At 65.3% G+C, this 22,783-nt stretch carries 23 protein-coding genes; 4 read left to right on the top strand and 19 right to left on the bottom strand.

All coding sequences use genetic code 11. From position 1 onward, the window contains the following. Positions 1-20: 20 nt before the first annotated feature. Entirely contained in the window at positions 21-800 is a 780-nt protein-coding gene (locus OE647_RS03115; protein WP_263720185.1) for an SDR family oxidoreductase, read from the bottom strand. Positions 801-938: 138 nt separating this feature from the next. On the opposite strand from OE647_RS03115, the gene OE647_RS03110 reads away from it, so the two are divergent. The 4 genes from OE647_RS03110 (at position 939) to OE647_RS03095 (ending at position 6,217) form a co-directional block, all read left to right on the top strand. Further along, positions 939-1,526: an MOSC domain-containing protein gene (locus OE647_RS03110; RefSeq protein WP_263720184.1), complete on the top strand. Its 588-nt coding sequence runs from the start codon at positions 939-941 to the stop codon at positions 1,524-1,526. A 54-nt stretch (positions 1,527-1,580) separates the two neighbouring features. Next, entirely contained in the window at positions 1,581-3,188 is a 1,608-nt protein-coding gene (locus tag OE647_RS03105) for a peptide chain release factor 3 (protein WP_263720183.1), read from the top strand. 573 nt (positions 3,189-3,761) lie between these two features. Beyond that, positions 3,762-4,535, top strand: coding sequence for a hypothetical protein (locus tag OE647_RS03100; protein WP_263720182.1), 774 nt, complete (start codon positions 3,762-3,764; stop codon positions 4,533-4,535). 143 nt (positions 4,536-4,678) lie between these two features. After that, the gene (locus OE647_RS03095) at positions 4,679-6,217 is read left to right on the top strand and encodes a DEAD/DEAH box helicase (RefSeq protein WP_263720180.1); all 1,539 of its coding nucleotides are present in this window, start codon (positions 4,679-4,681) and stop codon (positions 6,215-6,217) included. Between the two features lie 102 nt (positions 6,218-6,319). On the opposite strand, the gene OE647_RS03090 is transcribed toward OE647_RS03095, so the two are convergent. The 18 genes from OE647_RS03090 to OE647_RS03005 all read right to left on the bottom strand — a co-directional run bounded on the left by OE647_RS03090 (position 6,320) and on the right by OE647_RS03005 (position 22,782). Then, positions 6,320-8,002 carry a ribonuclease J gene (locus tag OE647_RS03090; protein ID WP_263720179.1) on the bottom strand — a complete coding sequence of 561 codons (1,683 nt, stop codon included), beginning with the start codon at positions 8,000-8,002 and terminating at the stop codon, positions 6,320-6,322. Continuing rightward, positions 7,999-8,778 (bottom strand): type III pantothenate kinase, encoded by a 780-nt coding sequence (locus tag OE647_RS03085; RefSeq protein ID WP_263720178.1) that lies wholly within the window; start codon positions 8,776-8,778, stop codon positions 7,999-8,001. The genes OE647_RS03090 and OE647_RS03085 overlap by 4 nt, the downstream gene beginning before the upstream one ends. Before the next feature lie 14 nt (positions 8,779-8,792). Beyond that, positions 8,793-9,554: a biotin--[acetyl-CoA-carboxylase] ligase gene (locus tag OE647_RS03080; protein WP_263720177.1), complete on the bottom strand. Its 762-nt coding sequence runs from the start codon at positions 9,552-9,554 to the stop codon at positions 8,793-8,795. Beyond that, complete coding sequence (gene nuoN / locus OE647_RS03075; RefSeq protein ID WP_263720176.1) at positions 9,544-10,983, bottom strand: NADH-quinone oxidoreductase subunit NuoN; 1,440 nt, start codon at positions 10,981-10,983, stop codon at positions 9,544-9,546. Before nuoN ends, OE647_RS03080 begins: the two co-directional genes overlap by 11 nt. A 13-nt stretch (positions 10,984-10,996) precedes the next feature. Beyond that, a complete protein-coding gene (locus OE647_RS03070; RefSeq protein ID WP_263720175.1) occupies positions 10,997-12,535 on the bottom strand; it encodes an NADH-quinone oxidoreductase subunit M in 1,539 nt (512 codons plus the stop codon). After that, positions 12,535-14,655, bottom strand: coding sequence for an NADH-quinone oxidoreductase subunit L (gene nuoL / locus OE647_RS03065; RefSeq protein WP_263720174.1), 2,121 nt, complete (start codon positions 14,653-14,655; stop codon positions 12,535-12,537). Before nuoL ends, OE647_RS03070 begins: the two co-directional genes overlap by 1 nt. 6 nt (positions 14,656-14,661) lie before the next feature. Further along, on the bottom strand, positions 14,662-14,967 hold the full coding sequence (gene nuoK / locus OE647_RS03060) for an NADH-quinone oxidoreductase subunit NuoK (RefSeq protein ID WP_263720173.1): 306 nt from the start codon (positions 14,965-14,967) through the stop codon (positions 14,662-14,664). Positions 14,968-15,064: 97 nt separating this feature from the next. Continuing rightward, the gene (locus tag OE647_RS03055; protein WP_263720172.1) at positions 15,065-15,673 is read right to left on the bottom strand and encodes an NADH-quinone oxidoreductase subunit J; all 609 of its coding nucleotides are present in this window, start codon (positions 15,671-15,673) and stop codon (positions 15,065-15,067) included. Beyond that, positions 15,670-16,092 (bottom strand): carboxymuconolactone decarboxylase family protein, encoded by a 423-nt coding sequence (locus OE647_RS03050; RefSeq protein ID WP_263720171.1) that lies wholly within the window; start codon positions 16,090-16,092, stop codon positions 15,670-15,672. Before OE647_RS03050 ends, OE647_RS03055 begins: the two co-directional genes overlap by 4 nt. Further along, positions 16,089-16,580, bottom strand: coding sequence for an NADH-quinone oxidoreductase subunit NuoI (gene nuoI, locus OE647_RS03045; protein ID WP_263720170.1), 492 nt, complete (start codon positions 16,578-16,580; stop codon positions 16,089-16,091). Before nuoI ends, OE647_RS03050 begins: the two co-directional genes overlap by 4 nt. A 1-nt stretch (position 16,581) precedes the next feature. Then, positions 16,582-17,619 (bottom strand): NADH-quinone oxidoreductase subunit NuoH, encoded by a 1,038-nt coding sequence (gene nuoH / locus OE647_RS03040; protein WP_263720169.1) that lies wholly within the window; start codon positions 17,617-17,619, stop codon positions 16,582-16,584. 9 nt (positions 17,620-17,628) lie between these two features. Next, complete coding sequence (locus OE647_RS03035) at positions 17,629-17,877, bottom strand: hypothetical protein (protein ID WP_263720168.1); 249 nt, start codon at positions 17,875-17,877, stop codon at positions 17,629-17,631. After that, positions 17,874-19,880: an NADH-quinone oxidoreductase subunit NuoG gene (gene nuoG / locus OE647_RS03030; RefSeq protein WP_263720167.1), complete on the bottom strand. Its 2,007-nt coding sequence runs from the start codon at positions 19,878-19,880 to the stop codon at positions 17,874-17,876. Before nuoG ends, OE647_RS03035 begins: the two co-directional genes overlap by 4 nt. Then, positions 19,880-20,164, bottom strand: a complete 285-nt coding sequence (locus OE647_RS03025) for a hypothetical protein (RefSeq protein ID WP_263720166.1) — start codon at positions 20,162-20,164, stop codon at positions 19,880-19,882. Before OE647_RS03025 ends, nuoG begins: the two co-directional genes overlap by 1 nt. Positions 20,165-20,168: 4 nt before the next feature. Further along, positions 20,169-20,669 carry a DUF3291 domain-containing protein gene (locus OE647_RS03020; protein ID WP_263720165.1) on the bottom strand — a complete coding sequence of 167 codons (501 nt, stop codon included), beginning with the start codon at positions 20,667-20,669 and terminating at the stop codon, positions 20,169-20,171. A 2-nt stretch (positions 20,670-20,671) separates the two neighbouring features. Further along, positions 20,672-21,967 carry an NADH-quinone oxidoreductase subunit NuoF gene (gene nuoF / locus OE647_RS03015; RefSeq protein WP_263720164.1) on the bottom strand — a complete coding sequence of 432 codons (1,296 nt, stop codon included), beginning with the start codon at positions 21,965-21,967 and terminating at the stop codon, positions 20,672-20,674. 9 nt (positions 21,968-21,976) lie between these two features. After that, the gene (locus OE647_RS03010; RefSeq protein ID WP_263720163.1) at positions 21,977-22,204 is read right to left on the bottom strand and encodes a DUF5337 domain-containing protein; all 228 of its coding nucleotides are present in this window, start codon (positions 22,202-22,204) and stop codon (positions 21,977-21,979) included. A gap of 2 nt (positions 22,205-22,206) precedes the next feature. After that, entirely contained in the window at positions 22,207-22,782 is a 576-nt protein-coding gene (locus OE647_RS03005) for an NADH:ubiquinone oxidoreductase (protein WP_263720162.1), read from the bottom strand. Position 22,783: the final 1 nt, after the last annotated feature.

Raw genomic sequence — 22,783 nt, 5'->3', positions numbered from 1 at the left:
AGCACCCGAAGGCGGCTGCGTCACAGCGTCAGGTTCACGCTGCCCCCATCGACCAGGATGTTCTGCCCAACGATGAAGCCGGCATGAACCGAACAGAGGAAGGCGCAGGTGGCCCCGAACTCCTCGATCGTGCCGTAACGGCCGGCAGGGATCGACGCCGCGCGCCGCGCCCGTGCCTCCTCCAGCGTCAGGCCCTCGGCCTTGACGATGCCCTGGTCGAGGGCATTGGCCCGGTCCGTCGCATGGATGCCCGGCAGCAGGTTGTTGATCGTCACGCCGTGGCGCGCGACCTGGCGCGCGGTGCCCGCTACATAGCCCGTCAACCCCGCGCGCGCGCTGTTCGAAAGCCCAAGCGCCGGGATCGGCGCCTTGACGGCGCTTGAGGTGATGTTGACCACCCGGCCCCAGCGCCGTTCGATCATTCCCGGCATCAAGGCTTTCATGAGAGCGATCGGCGCCAGCATGTTCGCGTCGAGCGCCCGGATGAAGTCGTCGCGGTCCCAGTCGGACCAGAGCCCCGGCGGGGGACCGCCCGCGTTGTTGACCAGGATATCGACGGCGCCCGCGGCCTCCAGCAAGGCCCCCCGCCCAGCCTCTGTCGCCACATCCGCCGCGACCGTCGTGACCTGGACCCCGTATCGGGCGCGGATTTCGGCCGCCGTCGCCTCCAGCACCTCGGTGCCCCGGGCATTCATCACCAGATCGACGCCCGCCGCCGCCAGCGCCTCGGCCGAACCGCGGCCAAGCCCCTTAGAGGAGGCGCAGACAAGCGCACGTTTTCCGCGAATCCCAAGATCCATAGCCAGTCCCCTTCTGTTCTGCGCGAGAGGATATCGAAACAGGGCGTGAGGGCCAGACCCGAGTTTTCCGCCCCCAGATTGACGCATGGGTCCGACACCTGCATGCTTTGCGCGCCTCCCGCAGGAAAGGGTCCGCAAGTGCAGAACGCCGAAGCCAAGATCCCCCCCGCCACCGACCGCTTTCGCAGCCGCGAAGAACTCGCGGCGGCGCTGGACCATATCCTGTCGTCACCCGCCGATGAGGGGGTCGTGCGCGCCCTTGTGGTGCGGCCCGCCGCCGGGCAACGCCAGATGGCAGAGGAGGTCACGGTCAGCGCCCAGGGCGGCGTCCACGGCGATCACTGGGCGAAGGGCTGCTGGCTTTCGACCGAGGACGGCGCGCCGCACCCCGACGTGCAGGTCTGCATCATGAATGCGCGCTGCATCGAGGCCATCGCGGGCGCGGCGGAAAACTGGGCCGCAGCGGGCGACAACGTCTTTGTCGACATGGACCTCTCCCCCGCGAACCTGCCCCCGGGAACGCGGGTGGCGATCGGCACCGCTGAACTGATTCTCACCGAGCAACCCCATAACGGCTGCCAGAACTTCATCGACCGCTACGGGCGGGATGCTTGCCTCTTCGTCAACATGGGCCCCGGCAAGGCCAACCGCCTGCGCGGGATCTACGGGCGCGTTGTCCGGGACGGCACCATCCGGCGGGGCGACGTGATGCGCAAGATCCCCTGACCGGGACCGGCGGTCCATCTTCCCATTGCGCGAGACGGGCGCTATATGCCGCCCATGTCAGAACACGTCGCCAATCGCCCCGCCCTGCCCGCCGAGATCGCCCGGCGCCGGACCTTCGCCATCATCTCGCACCCAGATGCGGGCAAGACGACGCTGACCGAAAAGTTCCTGCTGTTCGGCGGCGCGATCCAGATGGCGGGCCAGGTGCGCGCCAAGGGTGAGGCGCGGCGCACGCGGTCGGACTTCATGAAGCTGGAACAGGACCGGGGCATCTCGGTCTCCGCCTCGGCGATGTCCTTTGACTTCGACCAGTACCGCTTCAACCTGGTGGACACGCCGGGCCACAGCGACTTTTCCGAGGACACCTATCGCACGCTGACCGCCGTCGATGCCGCGATCATGGTGATCGACGGGGCGAAGGGGGTCGAAAGCCAAACGCGCAAGCTCTTCGAGGTCTGCCGCCTGCGCGACCTGCCGATCCTGACCTTCTGCAACAAGATGGATCGCGAAAGCCGCGACACGTTCGAGATCATCGACGAGATCCAGGAAAACCTTGCCATCGACGTGGCGCCCGCAAGCTGGCCCATCGGGATGGGGCGCGACTTCATCGGCGCCTATGACCTGCTGCACGACCGGCTGGAGATCATGGACCGCGCCGACCGCAACAAGGTGGCGGAATCGGTCGCGATCAGCGGCCTGGACGACCCCAAGCTTGCCGCGCGCGTGCCCGCCGACCTTCTTGCCAAGCTCAAGGAAGAGTTGGAGATGGCGCGCGAGCTTCTGCCCGCCTTCGACCGCAAAAGCTTCCTTGAAGGCCACATGACGCCGATCTGGTTCGGATCGGCCATCAACTCCTTCGGGGTGAAGGAACTGATGCGCGGGATCGGCGACTACGGCCCCGAGCCACAGCCGCAAAAGGCGGCCGAACGCGAGATCCTGCCGGAAGAGCCCAAGGTCACGGGCTTCGTCTTCAAGGTCCAGGCCAACATGGACCCCAAGCACCGCGACCGCGTGGCCTTCGTTCGCCTTGCCTCCGGTCATTTCGAACGGGGCATGAAGCTCCTGCACGTCCGCTCCAAAAAGCCCATGGCGGTGTCGAACCCGGTTCTGTTCCTTGCCGCCGACCGCGAACTGGCCGAAGAGGCCTGGGCGGGCGACATCATCGGCATTCCGAACCACGGCCAGCTTCGGATCGGCGACGCCCTGACCGAGGGCGAGGCGCTCAGGTTCACCGGCATCCCCTCCTTCGCGCCGGAACTGCTGCAAAACGTGCGCGCGGGCGACCCGATGAAGGCCAAGCACCTGGAAAAGGCGCTGATGCAATTCGCCGAGGAGGGCGCCGCCAAGGTCTTCAAGCCCTCGATCGGGTCCGGCTTCATCGTTGGCGTCGTCGGCGCGCTTCAATTCGACGTTCTGGCCAGCCGGATCGAGATCGAATACTCCCTGCCCGTCCGATTCGAGCCGACGCAATTCACGTCCGCCCGCTGGGTCACGGGCCCCAAGACGGATGTGGAGAAGTTCGTCAACACCAACAAGGGTCACATCGCGCAGGACCACGACGGCGACATCGTGTATCTGACCCGCCTGCAGTGGGACATCGACCGCATCGTGCGCGATCATCCTGCGCTGACGCTCTCGGCGACCAAGGAAATGATGATCTGACCCGGTTTCCGGCAGTAAAGCTGGCCTGATCCCGAGGCTTTCGCCCCCGGTGAGAGGTGAGTCGCCGGGAGACACGGGCCCTGAGAACCCGAGTCAAGGCATGCGCGCGCGCATTACCCCGCGCACTGGAAACAGTCCGTTCTCCCATCTTCACACTGCGTCAATTTTGTGGATATTGGGGCAGTTGCCACAAAAAAGCCGCACTTTTCCTCAAAAAAATTGGTTATGGAAGCGCAACAATAAGCGCTTCTCCCCGGACTGAAGCAGTTGACGCACCGTCGGCCCTATCGGGGGCCAGAGCAGACGGCGGTGTGAAAGCGAAGGGGCGGCGCCAATTCTCCCTCTTGGTTGCCGCCCCCCGCTTCCTGCAAGTTTTGCCCGGCGCGATGCCGGACCCTTGCCGGACGCCTTCGGGCGCCGCACAAAAGGAAAGGAGACAGCCGCCGAACATCCAAAGCGACCAAGCACCATTACCCACATGGCGGCGCCGTCCCTCCCAGGGCGGCGTCCTTCTTTGCATGAAGACCTGCAAGCCTATATGTGTCGGTGAGGAACGCGGGCACCGGCGGCGGCATGAGCGAACAAGAAACCTTCGAAACCTACCCCGACGGCATGCGGGATCTAATCGCATCACGGCGCAGACGGCGTGCCGGCCTCGTCTATCACGAGGGAGAGGCGCTCCCGCCCCTTGATGCCGATCTGGATGCGCTGGCTACCCGCCTGGTGCCGGACGAGGACCCCGCCCCCCTTCCCCCAGGCCACAGCAGCTTTGCGCGCAAGCGCCACGAACTTCTGCCAGAGTTCCGGGGCAAGCCCGAGCTTTGCCTGTTGAACGCGCTGCTGATCGCCAATTTGCGCAAGTTCACCTGGCCCGAACAGGCGCCCGAACTGTTCCTCCGGCTCTGGCGCGAAAAGGCCGGCCTGCTGCTCGAACATCTGAGCTCGCGCTGGCTGATCTCTTCGATTATCACCTATGCCGAACACGGGCCGACCGAGGCCGACCGCCGCGTCGGGCAGTCGATGAATGTGCTTTTCTCGCTCATGAAGCTCTATGAGTACGAACGCCAGTATTCCGGAACCCCGTCCGAAGAGCCGTTCCGCATCCCCGGCCGGGCCAAGGGACCGCTGCCGATGAACATGCTGGGATTTCAGATCGTGGGCGGCGACCTTGAAGCGAACCTCCTGCTGGACATCGTCGAACAGGCGCTGGACGCGCCCGACGCGGGTCCGCTCGCCACTGCACTGATGGACCGGTTGAACCGCGATTCCCGCAATATCTTCCGCCGCTTCGCGCTCATGCGGCTGCGGCTTGAAATGATGCGCGTGAACCGCGACGAAACCGCCTGAATCCCCCGCGCCGACGCACGATCCTTGACCTTTTTCGCTTGTTCGGCTAACGGGGCGCACGGCCTCTGGCCTGACGACGCACGGGCGCCCAGTGTTAGCGCCCTTCACCCTTGCGGCCCGACGCCGCAGATCGACGGACGCTCATGACCAAATTCACGGACCTAAAGCTGGACGCGCGCGTCCTGCAAGCCATTGCAGAAGCAGGCTACGAAAACCCCACGCCGATCCAGGCCGGCGCCATTCCCCACGCTCTTGAAGGCCGCGATGTCCTCGGCATCGCCCAGACCGGCACGGGCAAGACCGCCAGCTTCACGCTGCCGATGATCACGCTTCTGGGCCGTGGCCGCGCGCGCGCGCGGATGCCGCGGTCGCTGGTTCTGGCGCCGACGCGCGAACTGGCGGCGCAGGTCGCGGAAAACTTCGACGTCTACGCCAAGCACACCAAGCTCACCAAGGCGCTTCTGATCGGGGGCGTCAGCTTTGCCGACCAGGACAAGCTGATCGACCGCGGCGTGGACGTTCTGATCGCGACCCCGGGCCGGCTTCTGGACCATTTCGAACGCGGCAAGCTCCTCCTGACCGGCGTGCAGATCATGGTGGTGGATGAGGCAGACCGCATGCTCGACATGGGTTTCATCCCGGATATCGAGCGCATCTTCCAGCTGACGCCCTTCACGCGCCAGACGCTCTTCTTCTCTGCCACCATGGCGCCGGAGATCGAGCGGATCACCAACACCTTCCTTCACAACCCCGCCCGGATCGAGGTCGCGCGCCAGGCGACGACCTCCGAGACGATCGAGCAGCGCCTGATCGAGCTCACGCCGACCCGCAAGGACCAGAGCGCCAAGCAAAAGCGCGAGTTGCTGCGCGCGCTCATCGAGGCCGAGGGCGAGACCTGCACCAACGCGATCCTCTTCTGCAACCGTAAGAGCGAGGTCGATATCCTTGCCAAGTCGCTGAAGACGCACGGATTCAACGCAGCCCCTATCCATGGCGACCTGGACCAGAGCCAGCGGATGAAGACGCTGGACGGGTTCCGTGACGGATCGCTGCGCTTCCTCGTCGCCTCCGACGTGGCCGCGCGCGGGCTCGACATTCCGGCCGTCAGCCATGTCTTCAACTTCGACGTGCCGAGCCATGCCGAGGACTATGTCCACCGGATCGGGCGCACCGGCCGCGCCGGGCGCAAGGGGGTGGCGATCACCATCGCGACGCCCTCGGACACGAAGTTCCTCGACGCCATCGAAAGCCTGGTGAAGAACCAGATCCCGCGCGGCGCGATCCCCGAGGGCTTCACATTGTCCGAGGCTGCGCAAAAGGCGCCGCGCCCGCGCAGCGAAAAACCCGCGCGCGAAGGCGCAAAGCGCGGACGCGAAGACCGCCGCGAACGTCCGGTGAAGCCGCATAACGAAATGGCCCCGATGCAGGCGCTCGATGTCGAGCCCGTGGTGGCTGCCGAGCCCGCCCCCGCGAAGCCCGCCGCGTCGAAGCCCGAAGCCGAAGCCCCGAAACCGCGCCGCGAAGAGCGCCGGCCGGAGCGCCGGGGCGACAACCGCAAGGGCGATGAGCGCCGCGACCGCCGCCGCGACGACGACCGCCGCGACAACGCGCCGGTGGTCGGCATGGGCGATCATGTGCCGGATTTCCTCCTGCGCGGCCTGCCGAAGACTGTGGAAAGCTGAGCCTCAGGCGATGCGCGCGGCCATCCCGGCCGCGCTAACCATCGCTCTCAGGCATCAATCGAGACCGCGACGCCTGCGCGCCGCGGTCTTTTCTTGTGCGGGCTATTCGACCGCGAGCCGGCTGATGACGACCGTCACTTCGGGCTTCTTGCCGATCTCTTCCATCGTGACTTGGCGCACGATGCGCTTGACGGCTTCCTCGATCTTGTCGTCGTTGGTGATGACCTTCGGGCCCGCACCGTCCAGGAAGTCCGTCAGTTCCCCCTCGATCTCCTCGGCGAGCGCGGCGCCGGAACGTGTCGTCTCCGCCAGGCCCTTCAGGTCCACCCAGGCTTCGCCCAGGGGGCGGTCGTCCTCGTCCAGAAGGATCGTCACCAGGACGTGCCCGTTCAGCGCCATGCGGATACGGTCGCGCACGACGCCGTCCATCGCCCCCAGCAGCGCCGTGCCGTCCAGATAGGTCCGCCCGGCCTCGATCCTTCCCGCCAGCTTCGGCGCGTCGCCGGTGATGTCGAGCATGGTCCCGTTGGTGGCGATGGCAGAGGCGATGCCCTTGGACAGGCCAAGCTTGACATGTTCGCGCAGGTGACGATGTTCGCCGTGCATCGGGATCAGGATCTTCGGCCGCATCAGGTCATGGACCGCCTCAAGATCGGGGCGGTTCGCGTGGCCCGAGACGTGATAGAGGCCGCCGTGATCGTCGACGATATCGACGCCCATCTCGGAAAAGGCGTTCATCACCCGGATCACGCCGCGTTCATTGCCGGGGATGGTCTTCGACGAAAACAGGAACATGTCGCCCGCCTTCATCTCCAGCCCCAGGTACTTGCCCCGCGCAAGCTGGGCCGAGGCGGCGCGGCGTTCGCCCTGGCTGCCGGTCACGATCAGCATCAGGCTGCCGCGCGGCACATCCGCCGCGTCCTCGGGCTGGACGAGCGTGGGGAAGTCGGTGAGGATGCCGGTCTCGACGGCGGCGGTGATCATCTTCTTCATCGCGCGGCCCAGAAGGCAGACCGAGCGCCCGGCCGCGCGTCCGGCCTCGGCCAGCGTCTTCAGCCGCGCTATGTTGGAGGCGAAGGTGGTGGCGACAACCATTCCCTTCTGCCCTTTCAGCAGTTCGGCGATGGGCTCGGCCAGCGTCGCCTCGGACCGGCCAGGCAAGGGCGAAAAGACGTTGGTGGAATCGCAGACGAGCGCGCGCACGCCCGCGCCCTCGTTCGCGATCGCATGCCAGAGTTCAGGGTCGAAGGGTTCGCCGACCACGGGTGAGCCATCGAGCTTGAAGTCGGCCGTGTGGACGACGCGGCCCGCGGGCGTGTCGATGACCAGCGCGGCGCTTTCGGGGATCGAGTGGCTGACGGGCACGAACTGAACCTGGAACGGTCCCGCCTCGGTCACGGCGGGGCGCGGCCCGACGATGCGAATGGCGTCGAGCGGCTGACCCGCATCCTCCATCTTCATCCTGGCGATGGCGCCGGTGAAGGCGCGCGCATAGACCGGCGCGCGCAGCCGCGACCAGAGGTGGCCAAGCGCGCCGACGTGATCTTCGTGCGCATGGGTGATGAAGATCGCCTCGATCCGGTCGGCATTCTCTTCGAGCCAGGCGACATCGGCCATGATCAGATCGACGCCGGGCGTGCCGTCCATGTCGGGGAAGGTCACGCCCAGATCGACGACGATCAGCCGCTCCTCTCCCTCCGGCCCGTAGCCGTAGACATAGCAGTTCATGCCGATTTCGCCGGCCCCGCCCAGCGGCAGGTAGATCAGGCGGTCCTTCACGCTCATGCGGTTTCCAAATCCTTGTTGTGGCGGTGGATCAGCACCAGCCCGTGCATGGTCAGGTCATCCTCGACACTGTCAAAGATTTCGGTGCCCTGACCGAAAAGCGGCGCCAGTCCGCCGGTGGCAATGACCTTCATCGGGCGGTTCCGCTCCAGCCGGATCTGGCGCACGATCCCCTCGACAAGGCCGACATATCCCCAGTAGATGCCCGACTGCATGCAGGCAACCGTATTCGTCCCGATCGCGAGCGCGGGTTTGGTGATATCCACATGCGGCAGCGCCGCCGCTGCCATGTGCAGCGCCTCAAGCGATAGGTTGACGCCAGGCGCGATCACGCCACCGATATAGGCACCATCTGCATCGACCACATCGAAGGTCGTCGCGGTACCGAAATCGACAATGATCAGGTTGCCGCCGTGACGGTCATAGCCCGCGACCGTGTTGACAAGGCGATCCGGCCCTACGGTCGTGCCCTGATCGACGCGCGGCGCAACAGGCAGCGCGCAATCCGGCTTGCCCACGACCAGCGGTCGGCAGTTGAAATAGCGGTCGCACAGGACCCGCAGGTTGAACACCACCCGCGGCACGGTCGAGGAGATCACGACCGCGTTGATGTCGACCGGCACGCGGTGATGCCCCATCAGGGTGGAGAACCAGACGAAATACTGGTCCGCCGTGCGCTGATGCTCGGTCGCGGTCCTGAGCGTGCAGCGAAAGGTTTCTCCGTCCCAGACGGAAAAGACCGTGTTGGTGTTGCCGCAGTCGATGCACAGAAGCATCCCGCCCCCCGTTTTCAGAAAAAGACATCCGCCGCGGGAATGGCGCGGCGCCCCGCGGGCGTCACCAGGATCAGCGATCCATCCTCGCCCAGCGTATCGAAGGTACCCTCGATTGTCTCGGCCATGGTGCGGGCCATGACGTGTTGGCCAAGCCGGGCCGCCCGCGCAAGCCAGGCGGTACGGATCGGCGCGAAGCCATAGGTGGAAAACTGCGCCTCCCATCGGGCAAAGGCGGCGGCCAGATAGGTCAGAAGCTCCTCCGGCGCGATGCGCGCTCCGGTTTCACCCATGACCGAAACGGGGGTCAGGGCGCCCGGCTCCACCGCCTCTTTCGGCGGCGCGGCGACCAAGTTGACGCCGATGCCGATCGACAGATGCGTGACGCCTGCGCCTGTTCCCGCACTTTCCAGCAGGATGCCCGCGACCTTGCCGCCGTTCAGCAGCACATCATTGGGCCATTTGAGGGAGATGACCGCCCCCGGCCCCACGACCAGCGCGAGCGCGTCAGCGAGCGCCAAGGCGGCCACGAAGCTGCGCAGCGCTGCCTGAGCGGGGTCGCCGGCGGGCCGCATCAGCAGGGTTGCGGCGAAATTGCCCTCGGGGCTGACCCAAGCCCGGCCACGGCGCCCGCGCGCCGCGGTCTGGCGGCGCGCCATGATCCAGGTCGGCTGGGTCAGGCCGGGCGCCAGGCGCGCGGCCTCGGAGTTGGTGCTGTCGACCTCGGTCAGGACGTGGCGCGCCACACCCTCAGGCCAAGTGATAAGGTCAGCGGACAAGGACTTCGGCCGCGACCGCCGCCGCGCCTTCGACGCCGAAGACGTTGACGACACCCAGGACCATGACCGCGGCAGAGGCCATGAGCAGCAGCCATTGCGGCGCGGTCATGCGGCTTTCCAGCGCCTCGCCCTCTTGCCCGAAGTACATGAAGTAGACGATGCGCAGGTAATAGAAGGCGCCGATGACCGAAGCGACCGCCCCGCCGACGGCCAGCCAGACCATGTCCGCCCCCAGCGCAGCCCGCAGCACGCCGTACTTCGCGAAAAAGCCCAGCATCGGCGGCACACCCGCCAGCGAGAACATCAGGATCAGCACGGCGAGCGCCTTCACCGGCTCGCGCCGGGCGAAGAGGTTCAGCGCGTCGATCTCCGTGACCGGGGCCCCGTCGCGCTCCATCGACAGGATGAAGGCGAAGGTGCCGATGTTCATGGTCACATAGACCGCCATGTAGGTCAGCATCGCCTGAACGCCCATCTGGGTTCCCGCAGCCAGCCCCATGAGCGCGAAGCCCATGTGCGCGATCGAGGAATAGGCCATCAGGCGCTTGATATTGCGCTGGCCGATCGCGGCGAAGGCGCCCAGGAACATCGACAGGACCGACAGCAGCGCGACCACCTGGCTCCAGTCGCCGACGGCGGCGCCAAAGGCGTCATGCACGAGCCGCGCGAAGAGCGCCATTGCAGCAACCTTCGGCGCGGTGGCGAAGAAGGCCGTGACCGGCGTGGGCGAACCCTCGTAGACGTCGGGCGTCCACATGTGGAAGGGGACGGCGGAAACCTTGAAGGCAAGCCCCGTGATCAGGAACACCAGCCCGAAGAGGAGCCCGGTGGAAACATGCCCCTCTGCGATCGTGGCGAAGATGCCTGCGAACTGCGTGGTCCCGGTGAACCCGTAGGTCAGCGAGGCGCCGTAAAGCAGCAGGCCCGAGGACAGCGCGCCGAGGACGAAATACTTGAGCCCCGCCTCGGTCGATTTGACGCTGTCGCGGCGCAGTGCGGCCACGACGTAAAGCGACAGCGACTGAAGCTCCAGCCCCATGTAAAGCGACATCAGGTCGCCCGCGGACACCATGATCATCATTCCGACAACCGCCAGCGTGATGAGGACCGGGTATTCGAAGCGCGCGATACGCCGGCGTTCCATGTAGTCCTGGCTCATCACCAGGACGCCGGCGGCGGCAAGCAGCACGGTGACCTTGGCAAAGCGCGCGAAGGCGTCGTCGGTGAAGGTCCCGCCAAAGGCCACGGCATCACCTGTGCTCGACAGGCCGATCCAGGCCGCGACGCCGACGAAGATGGCGGCCGTGGCCCAGGTGAGCGTGGAGGTCATCTGGTCCTTGCCGCCCCAGACCGCGCCCAGAAGCGAGACCATCGCGAAAAGCGCCAGCAGCACCTCGGGAAGAACGGCGGAGAAATCAGCGGAAATCATCGCGTGGGATCCTTCAGTGGCTGGCCTCGGCCACTGCCTCGGGCAGCGGCACGTCGGCACGGTAGTCTGCAATCAGCGCCTCAACCGAGGGGCCGACCATGTCGGTGACGAGGCTCGGATAGACACCCAGAAGAAGCGTCATCGCGACGAGCGGCGCCATGATGAATTTCTCGCGCGCGGTCATGTCCTTGATGCCCTTCAGGCTTTCCTTGATCAGCTCGCCCATGATCACCCGGCGATAGAGCCAGAGCGCATAGGCCGCCGACAGGATCACGCCCGAGGTCGCGACCAGCGCCACCCAGGTGTTCACCTGGAAGATGCCCATGAGCGTCAGGAATTCACCGACGAAGCCCGAGGTGCCCGGCAGGCCCACGTTCGCCATGGTGAAGAACATGAAGATCAGCGCATAGGTCGGCATGCGGTTCACAAGCCCGCCATAGGCGTCGATCTCGCGCGTGTGCATCCGGTCGTAGATGACGCCGACCGAAAGGAAGAGCGCGCCGGAGATGAAGCCATGGCTCAGCATCTGGAAGATCGCGCCGTCGATCCCCTGCTGGTTCACCGCGAAGATGCCCATGGTGACGTAGCCCATGTGCGCGACCGAGGAATAGGCGACCAGCTTCTTCATGTCCGACTGCGCCAGCGCCACCAGCGAGGCATAGACGATCGCGATCGCCGAGAGCCAGAAGACGAAGCCCGACAGAAGATCCGAGGCGACAGGGAACATCGGCAGCGAGAAACGCAGGAAACCGTAGCCGCCCATCTTCAGCAGAACCGCCGCCAGGATCACCGAACCGGCCGTCGGCGCCTGAACGTGCGCGTCGGGCAGCCAGGTGTGGACCGGCCACATCGGCATCTTCACCGCGAAAGAGGCGAAGAAGGCCAGGAACAGTAGGGTCTGCATGCCGCCCACGACATGGAAGCCCAGAACCGAGATCGTATCGGAGCCAAACGGGTGGCTGAGCAGCGTCGGAATGTCGGTCGTGCCCGCATCCACATACATCGCGATCATCGCGACCAGCATCAGGACCGAGCCGAGGAAGGTGTAAAGGAAGAACTTGAACGCGGCGTAGATCCGCTCCTTCCCGCCCCAGATGCCGATGATCAGGAACATCGGGATCAGGCCGGCCTCGAAGAAGAGGTAGAAGAGGACGAGGTCAAGCGCCACGAAGACGCCGATCATCAACCCTTCGAGGATCAGGAAGGCGACCATGTATTCCTTGACCCGCACGGTCACGTCCCAGGTGGACAGGATCGTGATCGGCATGAGGAACGTGGTCAGCAGCACGAAGAGGACCGAGATCCCGTCGACGCCAACCTTGTACTTCAGGCCCATGATCCAGTCGCGCTCTTCCACGAACTGGAAGCCCGTGTCGGCCGGCTCGAAGCCCGCCAGCACGAAGAGCGAGATCAGGAAGGTCGCCGTGGTCGCGAAAAGCGCCACCCATTTCGCGTTGCGCTGCGCCGCCGGGTCGTCGCCCTTGAGGAAAAGCGCGAGGATCGCTGCGGCCACAAGGGGCAGGAAAGTAATGATGGAAAGCAGGTTTTCCATTAGTGCGCGCCCCCCGAGAGCGTCATCCAGAGCAGAAGGATCGCGATGCCGATGACCATCGCGAAGGCGTAGTGGAACAGGTAGCCCGACTGCGCCCGGTTCACGATGCGCGTCAGCGTGGGCACGATGCCCATGGCAACGCCGTTGATCGTCCCGTCGATCACGTCACCATCGCCGCGCTTCCACAGGAAGCGGCCAAGGCCTTTGGCGGGACGCACGAAGATCGCGTCGTAGATCTCGTCAAAATACCACTTGTTGAGGAGGAAGCGGTAAAGGATCGGCTGGTTCTCCGCGAAAAGGCGCGGCAGTTCGGGCCGACGGATGTAGAAGACCCAGGCCGTGATGAAGCCAAGAATCATCGCCACGAAGGGCGAAACCTTGACCCAGGTCGGCGCATGGTGCGCATCGTCCAGCACGGTGTTGGAGGCTTCCGACATGTAGATCGCGCCAAGCGGGGCATGTTCCGCCGCGCCATGATCCTCGGCCGCCGTGGCCTCGCCATGGCCTTCGGTTGCCGCAGCCTCACCTTCGGTGGTCGCCGCAGCCTCGGTCCCGTGGCCGGTTGCGCCCTCGGCCTCTGCCACGACCTCGTGGTGCGGCATGGCGAAGAACTTCGTCATCGCGTCGTGGTCGCCGAAGAAGGGCTTGTACCAGACCATCCCCGCAAGGACCGCGCCAATAGCAAGGACCCCCAGCGGGACAGTCATCGTCAGCGGGCTTTCATGCGCATGTTCATGCGCGTGGTGATCGCCGCGTTCCTTCCCGTAGAAGGTCATGAAGATCAGCCGCCAGGAATAGAAGGAGGTGAAGCAGGCCGCCACGACCAGCGCCCAGAAGGCAAAGCCGTTGCCCGAGCCCCAGGCGCTTTCGATGATCGCGTCCTTCGAGAGGAACCCGGCGAACCCGATGGAGGTCAGCGGAATGCCGACGCCGGTGATGGCGAGCGTGCCGATCATCATCGCCCCGAAGGTCAGCGGGATCTTCTTGCGCAGGTTGCCGTAGTTGCGCATGTCCTGCTCATGGTGCATCGCATGGATGACGGAGCCCGCGCCAAGGAACAGCATCGCCTTGAAGAAGGCATGGGTCAGCAGGTGGAACATCGCGGCGCTGTAGATGCCCGCGCCCGCGGCCACGAACATGTAGCCCAGCTGCGAACAGGTCGAATAGGCGATGACACGCTTGATGTCGTTCTGCACCAGGCCCACGGTCGCGGCGAAGAACGCCGTCGCGGCCCCGATATAGATCACGAAGGTCTTCGCCTCGGGCGCGTATTCGAACAAGGGGGACATCCGGCAAACCAGGAACACGCCCGCCGTCACCATGGTCGCGGCGTGGATCAGCGCGGAAACCGGCGTCGGGCCTTCCATCGCGTCCGGAAGCCAGGTGTGCAGGAAAAGCTGCGCCGACTTGCCCATGGCGCCCACGAACAGGAGGAACGCCAGCAGGTTCGCCGCATTCCACTCGGTCCAGAGGAAATGCAGGTTGGTTTCGGCAAGCGCCGGGGCCCCGGCAAAGACATCATCCATGTTGATGCTGTCGATCAGGTAGAAGAGCCCGAAGATCCCCAGCGCGAAGCCGAAGTCGCCGACGCGGTTGACGACGAAGGCCTTGATCGCGGCGGCGTTGGCGCTGGCCTTCTTGTAGTAGAACCCGATCAGCAGGTAGGAGGCGACGCCCACGCCCTCCCAGCCGAAGAACATCTGCACAAGGTTGTCGGCCGTCACCAGCGCGAGCATCGCGAAGGTGAAGAACGACAGGTAGGCGAAGAAGCGCGCCTTGTAGTGTTCGTGGTGGCCCCAGTTCTCGTCATGGGCCATGTAGCCCCACGAATAAAGGTGGACGAGCGCCGAGACGGTCGTGACCACGATCAGCATGATCGCCGTCAGCCGGTCGAGCCGGATCTGCCAGGACGTATCAAGCGTGCCGGAGCGGATGAAGTCCAGGACGTGGATGTGCTGCGTGGTGCCGTCGAAGCCCAGGAACACGATCCAAGACAAGAGGCACGCAAGGAACAGCAGACCCGTGGTCACCGCCTGCGCGCCCTTTTCCCCGATCACGCGCCAGCCGAAGCCCGCGATGAGCGAGCCCAGGAGCGGGGCAAAGAGGATGATCTTTTCCATTTGCCCTTACCCTTTCATCACGTTGACGTCTTCGACGTCGATGGTCCCGCGGTTGCGGAAGAAGCAGACGAGGATCGCGAGCCCGATCGCGGCCTCGGCGGCGGCGACGGTCAGGACGAACATCGTGAAGACCTGCCCCGCAAGGTCATGCAGATACGTCGAGAAGGCGACGAAGTTGATGTTGACCGCCAGAAGCATCAGTTCGATCGACATCAGGATGACGATCACGTTCTTCCGGTTGAGGAAGATCCCGAAGATCCCGATCACGAACAAAGCGGCGGCAACGCCAAGGTAATGTGTCAGTCCGATCATTCTCGTCCCTCCGGGCCTCGCCCGTATCGTCTTTCCTTGTCGCCCCCGCCTGATGCGGAAGCTTGATCGTCAGTGCCCCGGAAACCGGGGCGGCCGGTCAGAGCCCCTGCCCCGGCTTCACGTCCTTGAGTTCCATCGCCTTGGCCGGATCGCGGTACATCTGGCTGAGCACGTCCTGGCGCTTGACGTTCGGGCGGTGGCGCATGGTCAGCACGATCGCGCCAATCATCGCGACCAGCAGGATCAGGCCCGCGACCTCGAACAGGAACACATACTGGTCATAGATCAGCATCCCCAGCGCGGCGGTGTTGGTCAGCCCCTCGGGCGTCGCGGCGGTGCGCATGCCCTCGGCGCTTTCGGCCGTTTCCCAGGCGCCAAAGGCGATACCGAGCTGCATCAGGATCACGACACCGATCAGCAGGCCCAGCGGCATGTAGCGCGCCATCTCGCCCTTCAACTCGGCGAAGTCCACATCGAGCATCATGACCACGAACAGGAACAGCACCGCGACCGCGCCGACGTAGACGATCATCAGAAGCATCGCCACGAATTCCGCCCCCATCAGGACGAAAAGCCCCGCCGAGGACAGGAAGGCGAGGATCAGCCACAGGACCGAATGCACCGGGTTGCGGCTGACCACGACCATCAGCCCCGCCGTCACCGCCGTGATGGCGAAAAGGTAGAAGGCGAAAACAAACACGCTCATGCGTTGTCCCCCGTTTCGTTCTTGCCGGCCTCGTCGAAGACCGATTGCGCGATCTCAAGCGCCTTGGTCATCGCCGGCAGCCCGCCGAACATGCTCATCTGGTAGATCGTCTCGGCGATCTCGCGCTGGGTGGCGCCGGCCTCGACCGCGTGGCGGATGGCGATCTTCATCTGCGCCTCGGCCTGCGCGCCAAGGACCGTCAGCCCGGCGATGGTCAGCAGAAGCCGGGTCTTGGCGTCCAGCCCCTCGCGGTTGAAGGTGTTGCCGAACCACATCTCCATCATGTCCTTCGACATGGTGGGCCACATCTTCGCGAAGTCGAAGCCTTTGAAGTTCTCAAGCGCGGGGTTGATGGAGCGGGCCATTTCCTGCCCCTGCTCCATCATCTGCTGAAACATCTTCTGGAATGCGTCGCTCATCTGTAGGGCGCGTCCGTTTCGAGGTTGCGGGCGATCTCGGCCTCCCAGCGGGCGCCGTTTTCAAGGAGCTTCTCCTTGGTGTAGAACAACTCCTCGCGCGTTTCGGTCGCGAATTCGAAGTTGGGGCCTTCGACGATCGCATCGACCGGGCAGGCCTCCTGGCAGAAGCCGCAGTAGATGCACTTGGTCATGTCGATGTCGTAGCGCGTCGTGCGGCGGGACCCGTCCTCGCGCGGTTCGGCGTCGATGGTGATGGCCTGCGCGGGGCAGATCGCCTCGCAGAGCTTGCAGGCGATGCAGCGTTCCTCGCCGTTCGGGTAGCGGCGCAGCGCGTGTTCGCCACGGAAGCGGGGGCTGAGCGGCCCCTTCTCATGCGGGTAGTTCAGCGTCGCCTTGGGGGCGAAGAAGTATTTGAAGCCAAGGCCGAAGCCCTTGATGAAGTCGAACAGCAGGAAGTATTTCGCCGCGCGGGTATAGTCGAGCGCCATCTCAGCCTCCAATCGCCCAGCGGGCCCAGAAGGTGCCCAGGACTTCGTATTTCGCCAGGAAAGCCACGATCACGACCCAGCCCAGCGACAGCGGCAGGAAGACCTTCCAGCCAATCCGCATCAGCTGGTCGTAGCGGTAGCGCGGGACGATGGCCTTCACCATGGCGAACATGAAGAAGAAGACCCACATCTTGGCGACCATCCACCACCAGCCGTCGGCGATCCCCGGAATGGGGCTCAGCCAGCCGCCGAAGAACAGAAGCGAGATCAGCGCGCACATCAGGAAGATGGCGATGTATTCGCCCGCCATGAACAGCAGGTAGGGCGTCGAGGAATATTCGACCATGAAGCCCGCGACGAGTTCGGATTCTGCCTCCGGCAGATCGAAGGGCGGGCGGTTCGTTTCAGCCAGCGCCGAGACGAAGAACAGCACGACCATCGGCAGGTGCGGCAGCCAGTACCAGTTGAAGAGCCCGTAAGCACCATCCTGCGCGGCCACGATGGCCGAGAAGTTCATCGACCCGGTCGAGATGATCACGCCGATGATGATCAGGCCCAGCGAGACCTCATACGAAATCATCTGCGCGGCCGAACGGAGCGAGCCGAGGAACGGGTACTTGGAGTTCGAGGCCCAGCCACCCATGATCACGCCGTAGACCTCAAGCGAGGAGATGGCGAAGACGAACAGGATCGCGACGTTGATGTCGGCCAGCACCCAGCCGGGGTGGAACGGGATCACCGCCCAGGCCAAAACCGCCAGCACGAACGACAGCATCGGCGCCAGGAAGAAGACGAACTTGTCCGAGCCGGCCGGCAGGACGATCTCCTTCACGACGAACTTCAGCGCGTCGGCGACCGATTGCAGGATGCCCCAGGGCCCCACGACGTTCGGCCCGCGCCGCATCTGGACCGCGGCCCAGACCTTGCGGTCGCCGTAGACCAGGAACAGCAGGGAAATCATCACGAAGGCGATGATCCCCAGACACTGCACCGCGATCAGGAGGAAGGTTCCAAAGGGGGTCGCAAGAAAATCTGCCATGTTGGTTCCTCAGACCGTCGGTATTCCCTGTTCGGCGTATTTGGCCGACGCCATCGCACGGGCGTTGGCCCGCGCCGCGATGAGCAAATCAGGCGAGACGCTGTAAACAGCATCCGCGTGCCAAATGCCACCCTCTTCGTGGACATTCGTGCCGATGTGGCACAGGAAAATCGCGCCATCGCCAAACGCATAGCCCGGCTGGCGAAGCTGCGCCCCGCCAGTGTACGAGATCGCGTGAGGGACGTGCGCCATCGTCATTCCGCAGCCATCGGCGCGTCAGTGCGCGACTTGGCCATGGCCGAAAGCTCCGCCATCAGGCCGGACGCCCGCGCGATCGGGTTGGTCAGGTAGAAATCGCGCACGGCGTAGCGGAAATCGGCCTTGCCCGGCGCGGCGACGGGCAGCGCCTGCCACGCGTTTTCGGCAACCGTGTCGATGTCGGCCAGGTGGGGATGCGCCGCGACCAGCGCCTGACGGAGGCCGGCCAGCGTATCCCAATCCTGGGTCGCCCCCAGTTCCGCCGAAAGCGCGCGCAGGATCGCCCAGTTCTCTTTCGCCTCGCCGGGGGCAAAGCCCGCGCGGAAGGCCAATTGCGGCCGACCTTCGGTGTTGACGAACAGGCCGTTTTCTTCCGTGTAGGCGGCGGACGGCAGGATGATATCTGCCCGGTGCGCACCACGGTCGCCATGGCTGCCCTGGTAGATCACCGTGGCGCCCGGCGCGATCTCGACTTCGTCGGCGCCGAGGTTGTAGACCACCTCCGCCCCGTCCAGCGCGGCCAGACCGCCCTCGGTCACGGCGCCCACGTCCATCGCGCCAACGCGCGAGGCGGCGGTGTGCAGGACCAGAAGCTTGGCGCCCGCGCCCTCGGTGTAGCGCATGACCTGGCTCAGCACCGCTTCGCCATCGGCCTCGTTCAGCGCGCCCTGGCCGACGATGACCACGGTGTTGTCCTTGGCCTGAACCTTCGCGACCAGGTCGGTCAGCGCCTGACGGTCGTTGCCGAAGTGGTAGTAGTCGTAGGTCAGGTCGGCCTTCGGCCCGATCAGGCCGACGCGCGCGCCCGCGGCCCAGGCCTTGCGGATGCGGGCGTTCAGGACCGGCGCCTCGGTGCGCGGGTTGGTGCCCACCAGCAGGATGACCTTGGCGCTGTCGATATCCTCGATCTTCGCCGTTCCGGCATAGGCCGAGCGGTTGCCTGCGGGCAGGCGCGCGCCGTCGGTGCGGCATTCGACGCTTCCGCCCTGCCCTTCGACCAGCTGCTTGAGGCTGAAGGCGGCCTCGACCGGTGCCAGATCGCCGATCAGGCCCAGAACCTTCTTGCCCTTCATGGCGGCGGCGGCAGCCGCCAGCGCCTCGCCCCAGGAGGCTTTGCGGAGCTTGCCGTTTTCCCGGATGTAAGGCGTGTCCAGACGCTGGCGGCGCAGGCCGTCCCAGACGAAGCGGGTCTTGTCGCTGATCCACTCCTCGTTCACGCCGTCATGGTTGCGCGGCACGATCCGCTTGACCTCACGCCCCTTGGTGTCGACCCGGATGTTCGACCCCAGCGCGTCCATGACGTCGATGGTCTCGGTCTTGGTCAGTTCCCAGGGACGCGCGGTAAAGGCGTAGGGCTTCGAGGTCAGCGCGCCGACCGGGCAAAGGTCGATGATATTGCCCTGAAGGTTCGAATCGAGCGTGGTGTTGAGGTAGGAGGTGATCTCCGCATCCTCGCCACGGCCCGTCTGGCCCATCTGGGTGATCCCCGCGACCTCGGTCGTGAAGCGCACGCAGCGGGTGCAGGAGATGCAGCGCGTCATGGTCGTGGCGACCAGCGGGCCAAGGTCCAGATCCTCCGACGCGCGCTTGGGTTCGCGGTAGCGGCTGAAATCGACGCCATAGGCCATCGCCTGGTCCTGAAGGTCGCATTCGCCGCCCTGGTCGCAGATCGGGCAGTCGAGCGGGTGGTTGATGAGCAGGAACTCCATCACCCCTTCGCGGGCCTTCTTGACCATCGGCGAATTGGTCTTGATGACCGAAGGCTCGCCATTCGGGCCGGGCCGCAGGTCCTTGACCTGCATCGCGCAGGAGGCCGCGGGCTTCGGGGGGCCGCCCACGACTTCCACGAGGCACATGCGGCAGTTACCTGCGATCGAAAGCCGTTCGTGGTAGCAGAAGCGCGGGATCTCCACCCCCGCCTGCTCGCAGGCCTGGATGAGCGTCATCGAAGGATCGACCTCGACCTCGATACCGTCGATGAGGATCTTGCGGAGGTTGGACATCAGTTATTCTCCGTGGAATTCCCGGCCGAACCGCCGGTGGGCGGCCAGGCCATGAAGGCAAGAACGAACAGCGGCGCAAGTGACAGCGCCATGGGGATGAAGACGAGGACCGCCATGGCCGGCCCCCCGTAGTAGAAGGAGCCGAACAGCACCCGCGACAGCACGCCGCCAACCAGCGGCAGGACGGCGACGGCCAGCATCGGGCCACGGAACCCCGCCTTCTGAAAGACGATCACGTAGAGGACCGAGGCGATGAGCGGGGCGAGAAGGGGAAGCAACATCATTGGTCTACTCCGCCGCCAATCGGGTGCAGGCGTGCGCCCGCCAAATCTTCGCGGCCTCCAGATGCGACCAGCCGAAGGCATGGTCGCTGTCGCCGTGAAGGCGCTTGTGATCCAGGCGAAGAAGCCCCTCGGCCAGGGTCGGGCGGTGGCCCGCAGGCACCCACCACATCACGAAATGCTGGTCGCCAAGGATCTCGAACCACTCGGCCCGGCGCTCGTAGAACTGCCGGTGAACGGTGTTCCAGACAAACGCCTCCAGCGTCTCGACGCTTTCCCAGACGGTCAGGTTCGCGACGAACTGCGGATCGTCGCCGATGTTGTTCCCGGTGTTTCCGGTCCCCGGCTCACCCGAGCCTTCCATCATCCAGACAAAACCCGGCATGCGCTTGCCCAGGCCGTTGACCCGGTCGAGCGCGCCCATGAACTCGGCCACGCGCGGATCGTCGGTCGGCGCCAGCAGGCGCCCGACGTTCAGTTCCGCAAGATGGTGGCCGGTGGGGATCATGGTTATTCCGCCGCCATCGCGCCCATGCGGCCGGTCTTCTTGGCCTTGATGCGGTCCTCGATCTCGTCCCGGAACTGGCGGATCAGGCCCTGGATCGGCCAGGCGGCCGCGTCGCCGAGGGCGCAGATCGTGTGGCCCTCAACCTGCTTGGTCACCGACAGCAGCATGTCGATTTCCTCGATCTCGGCCTCACCCTTCACCAGGCGGTCCATGACGCGCATCATCCAGCCCGTGCCCTCACGGCAGGGCGTGCACTGGCCGCAGCTTTCGTGCTTGTAGAATTTCGACAGCCGCCAGATCGCCTTGATGACGTCGGTCGACTGGTCCATCACAATCACGGCGGCGGTGCCCAGGCCCGAACGCGCCTCGCGCAGCCAGTCGAAGTCCATGATCGCCTCGTCGCACTGCGCGGCGTTCAGCATCGGGACCGAGGACCCGCCGGGGATCACGGCCTTGAGGTTCTTCCACCCGCCGCGCACGCCGCCACAGTGGCGGTCAAGCAGTTCCTTCAGCGTGATCGACATTTCCTCTTCGACGACGCAGGGATTGTTGACGTGGCCGGAGATGCCGAACAGCTTCGTCCCGGTGTTGTTCGGACGCCCGAAGGAGGAAAACCAGGACGCGCCGCGGCGCAGGATCGTCGGCACGACAGCGATGGACTCGACGTTGTTCACCGTCGTCGGGCAACCATAAAGGCCCGCGCCCGCCGGGAACGGCGGCTTCATCCGCGGCATACCCTTCTTGCCCTCAAGGCTTTCCAGCAGCGCGGTTTCCTCGCCGCAGATATAGGCGCCCGCACCGTGGTGCAGGTAAAGGTCGAAGTCATAGCCCGACTTGCAGGCGTTCTTGCCGATCAGGCCTGCGTCATAGGCCTCGTCGATCGCCGCCTGAAGCGCCTCGCGCTCGCGGATGTATTCGCCGCGGATGTAGATGTAGCAGGCGTTCGCCCCCATCGCGAAAGAGGCGATCAGGCAGCCCTCGATCAGCGTGTGGGGATCGTGGCGCATGATTTCCCGGTCCTTGCAGGTACCCGGTTCGGATTCGTCGGCGTTGACCACCAGATAGGACGGACGCCCATCCGATTGCTTGGGCATGAAGGACCACTTCAGCCCCGTGGGGAAGCCCGCGCCGCCCCGGCCGCGCAGACCGGAGTCCTTGATCTGCTGGACGATCCAGTCGCGCCCCTCGGCCAGGAACTTCGCGGTGCCGTCCCAATGTCCGCGCTTCATCGCGCCCTTCAGGCTGCGGTCGTGCATCCCGTAGAGGTTGGTAAAGATCCGGTCCTGATCTTTCAGCATCTTAGTTCCTCATCTCTCCTGGCGCCGGGTGCGCCGCCAGATCCGCCAGGTTACCGCGAACGCCCAGATGAACGCCGCCAAAGCCATCAGGTCGAACAGGGCCGCAAAGCGGCTTGTCGGCTCGACCAGCCATTGCGCGGCGACCCAGAGGACGCCGGCCACGGCAATCACGATCGCCACGAGCCGGGCCTGCCGGACCTGGCTCATATCGACCTCTTCGTTCTTCCTCGGCACCATCCCTACCCCTCGCCCCGCTGGGCCTGGACGAGTGCGCGGGCCTGCTTGACCCATTCGTCCCGGGTGATGCGGCCGTGAAAGCCCGTCATCCTTTCATCGACAAGCGCGATGTGCCGCGCCCGCCAGCTGGCAATCTGGTCGTAGTGCCAGACACCGATATCGTTCAGAAGCGCCTCCAGTGCGGGGCCGATGCCCCGGATGCGCTTCAAGTCGTCCGCCTGGCCGTTGCGCGGGGCGGCCAGGAATTCCGGCGGCGGCTCCACGCTATGGGCGCGCGCCCGCGAAAGCGCCGCGTCCAGCCCGCTGACCGGCCGCGCCGCGTCGTGGGGACTGCCGCGGTCAGCCGCGCGCTGCGGCGCTGCCGCCCCCACCGGTTCCGGCGCCGCCTTCGCCGGCACGGTGGGCTCTTCCGCTTCAACCCCGCCGACGACCGCAGTGGCAGTCCTCGGCGCGTCCTCCGCTTGCCCCGGGCAGACCAGCCGCGCGGCGAGCGCCCCGAGCCCCGCAAAGGCGATCAGCCCGATCAGCACCGAGGCCCCAAGTCCCATTCCCGCCCATCGGTGAAGCACCGCAACCATG

Source organism: Albidovulum sediminicola, from assembly GCF_025751575.1.
GTDB lineage: Bacteria > Pseudomonadota > Alphaproteobacteria > Rhodobacterales > Rhodobacteraceae > Albidovulum > Albidovulum sediminicola.
Note: the sequence above shows the minus strand (reverse complement) of the source record. Positions and strands in the feature narration are given on the sequence as shown.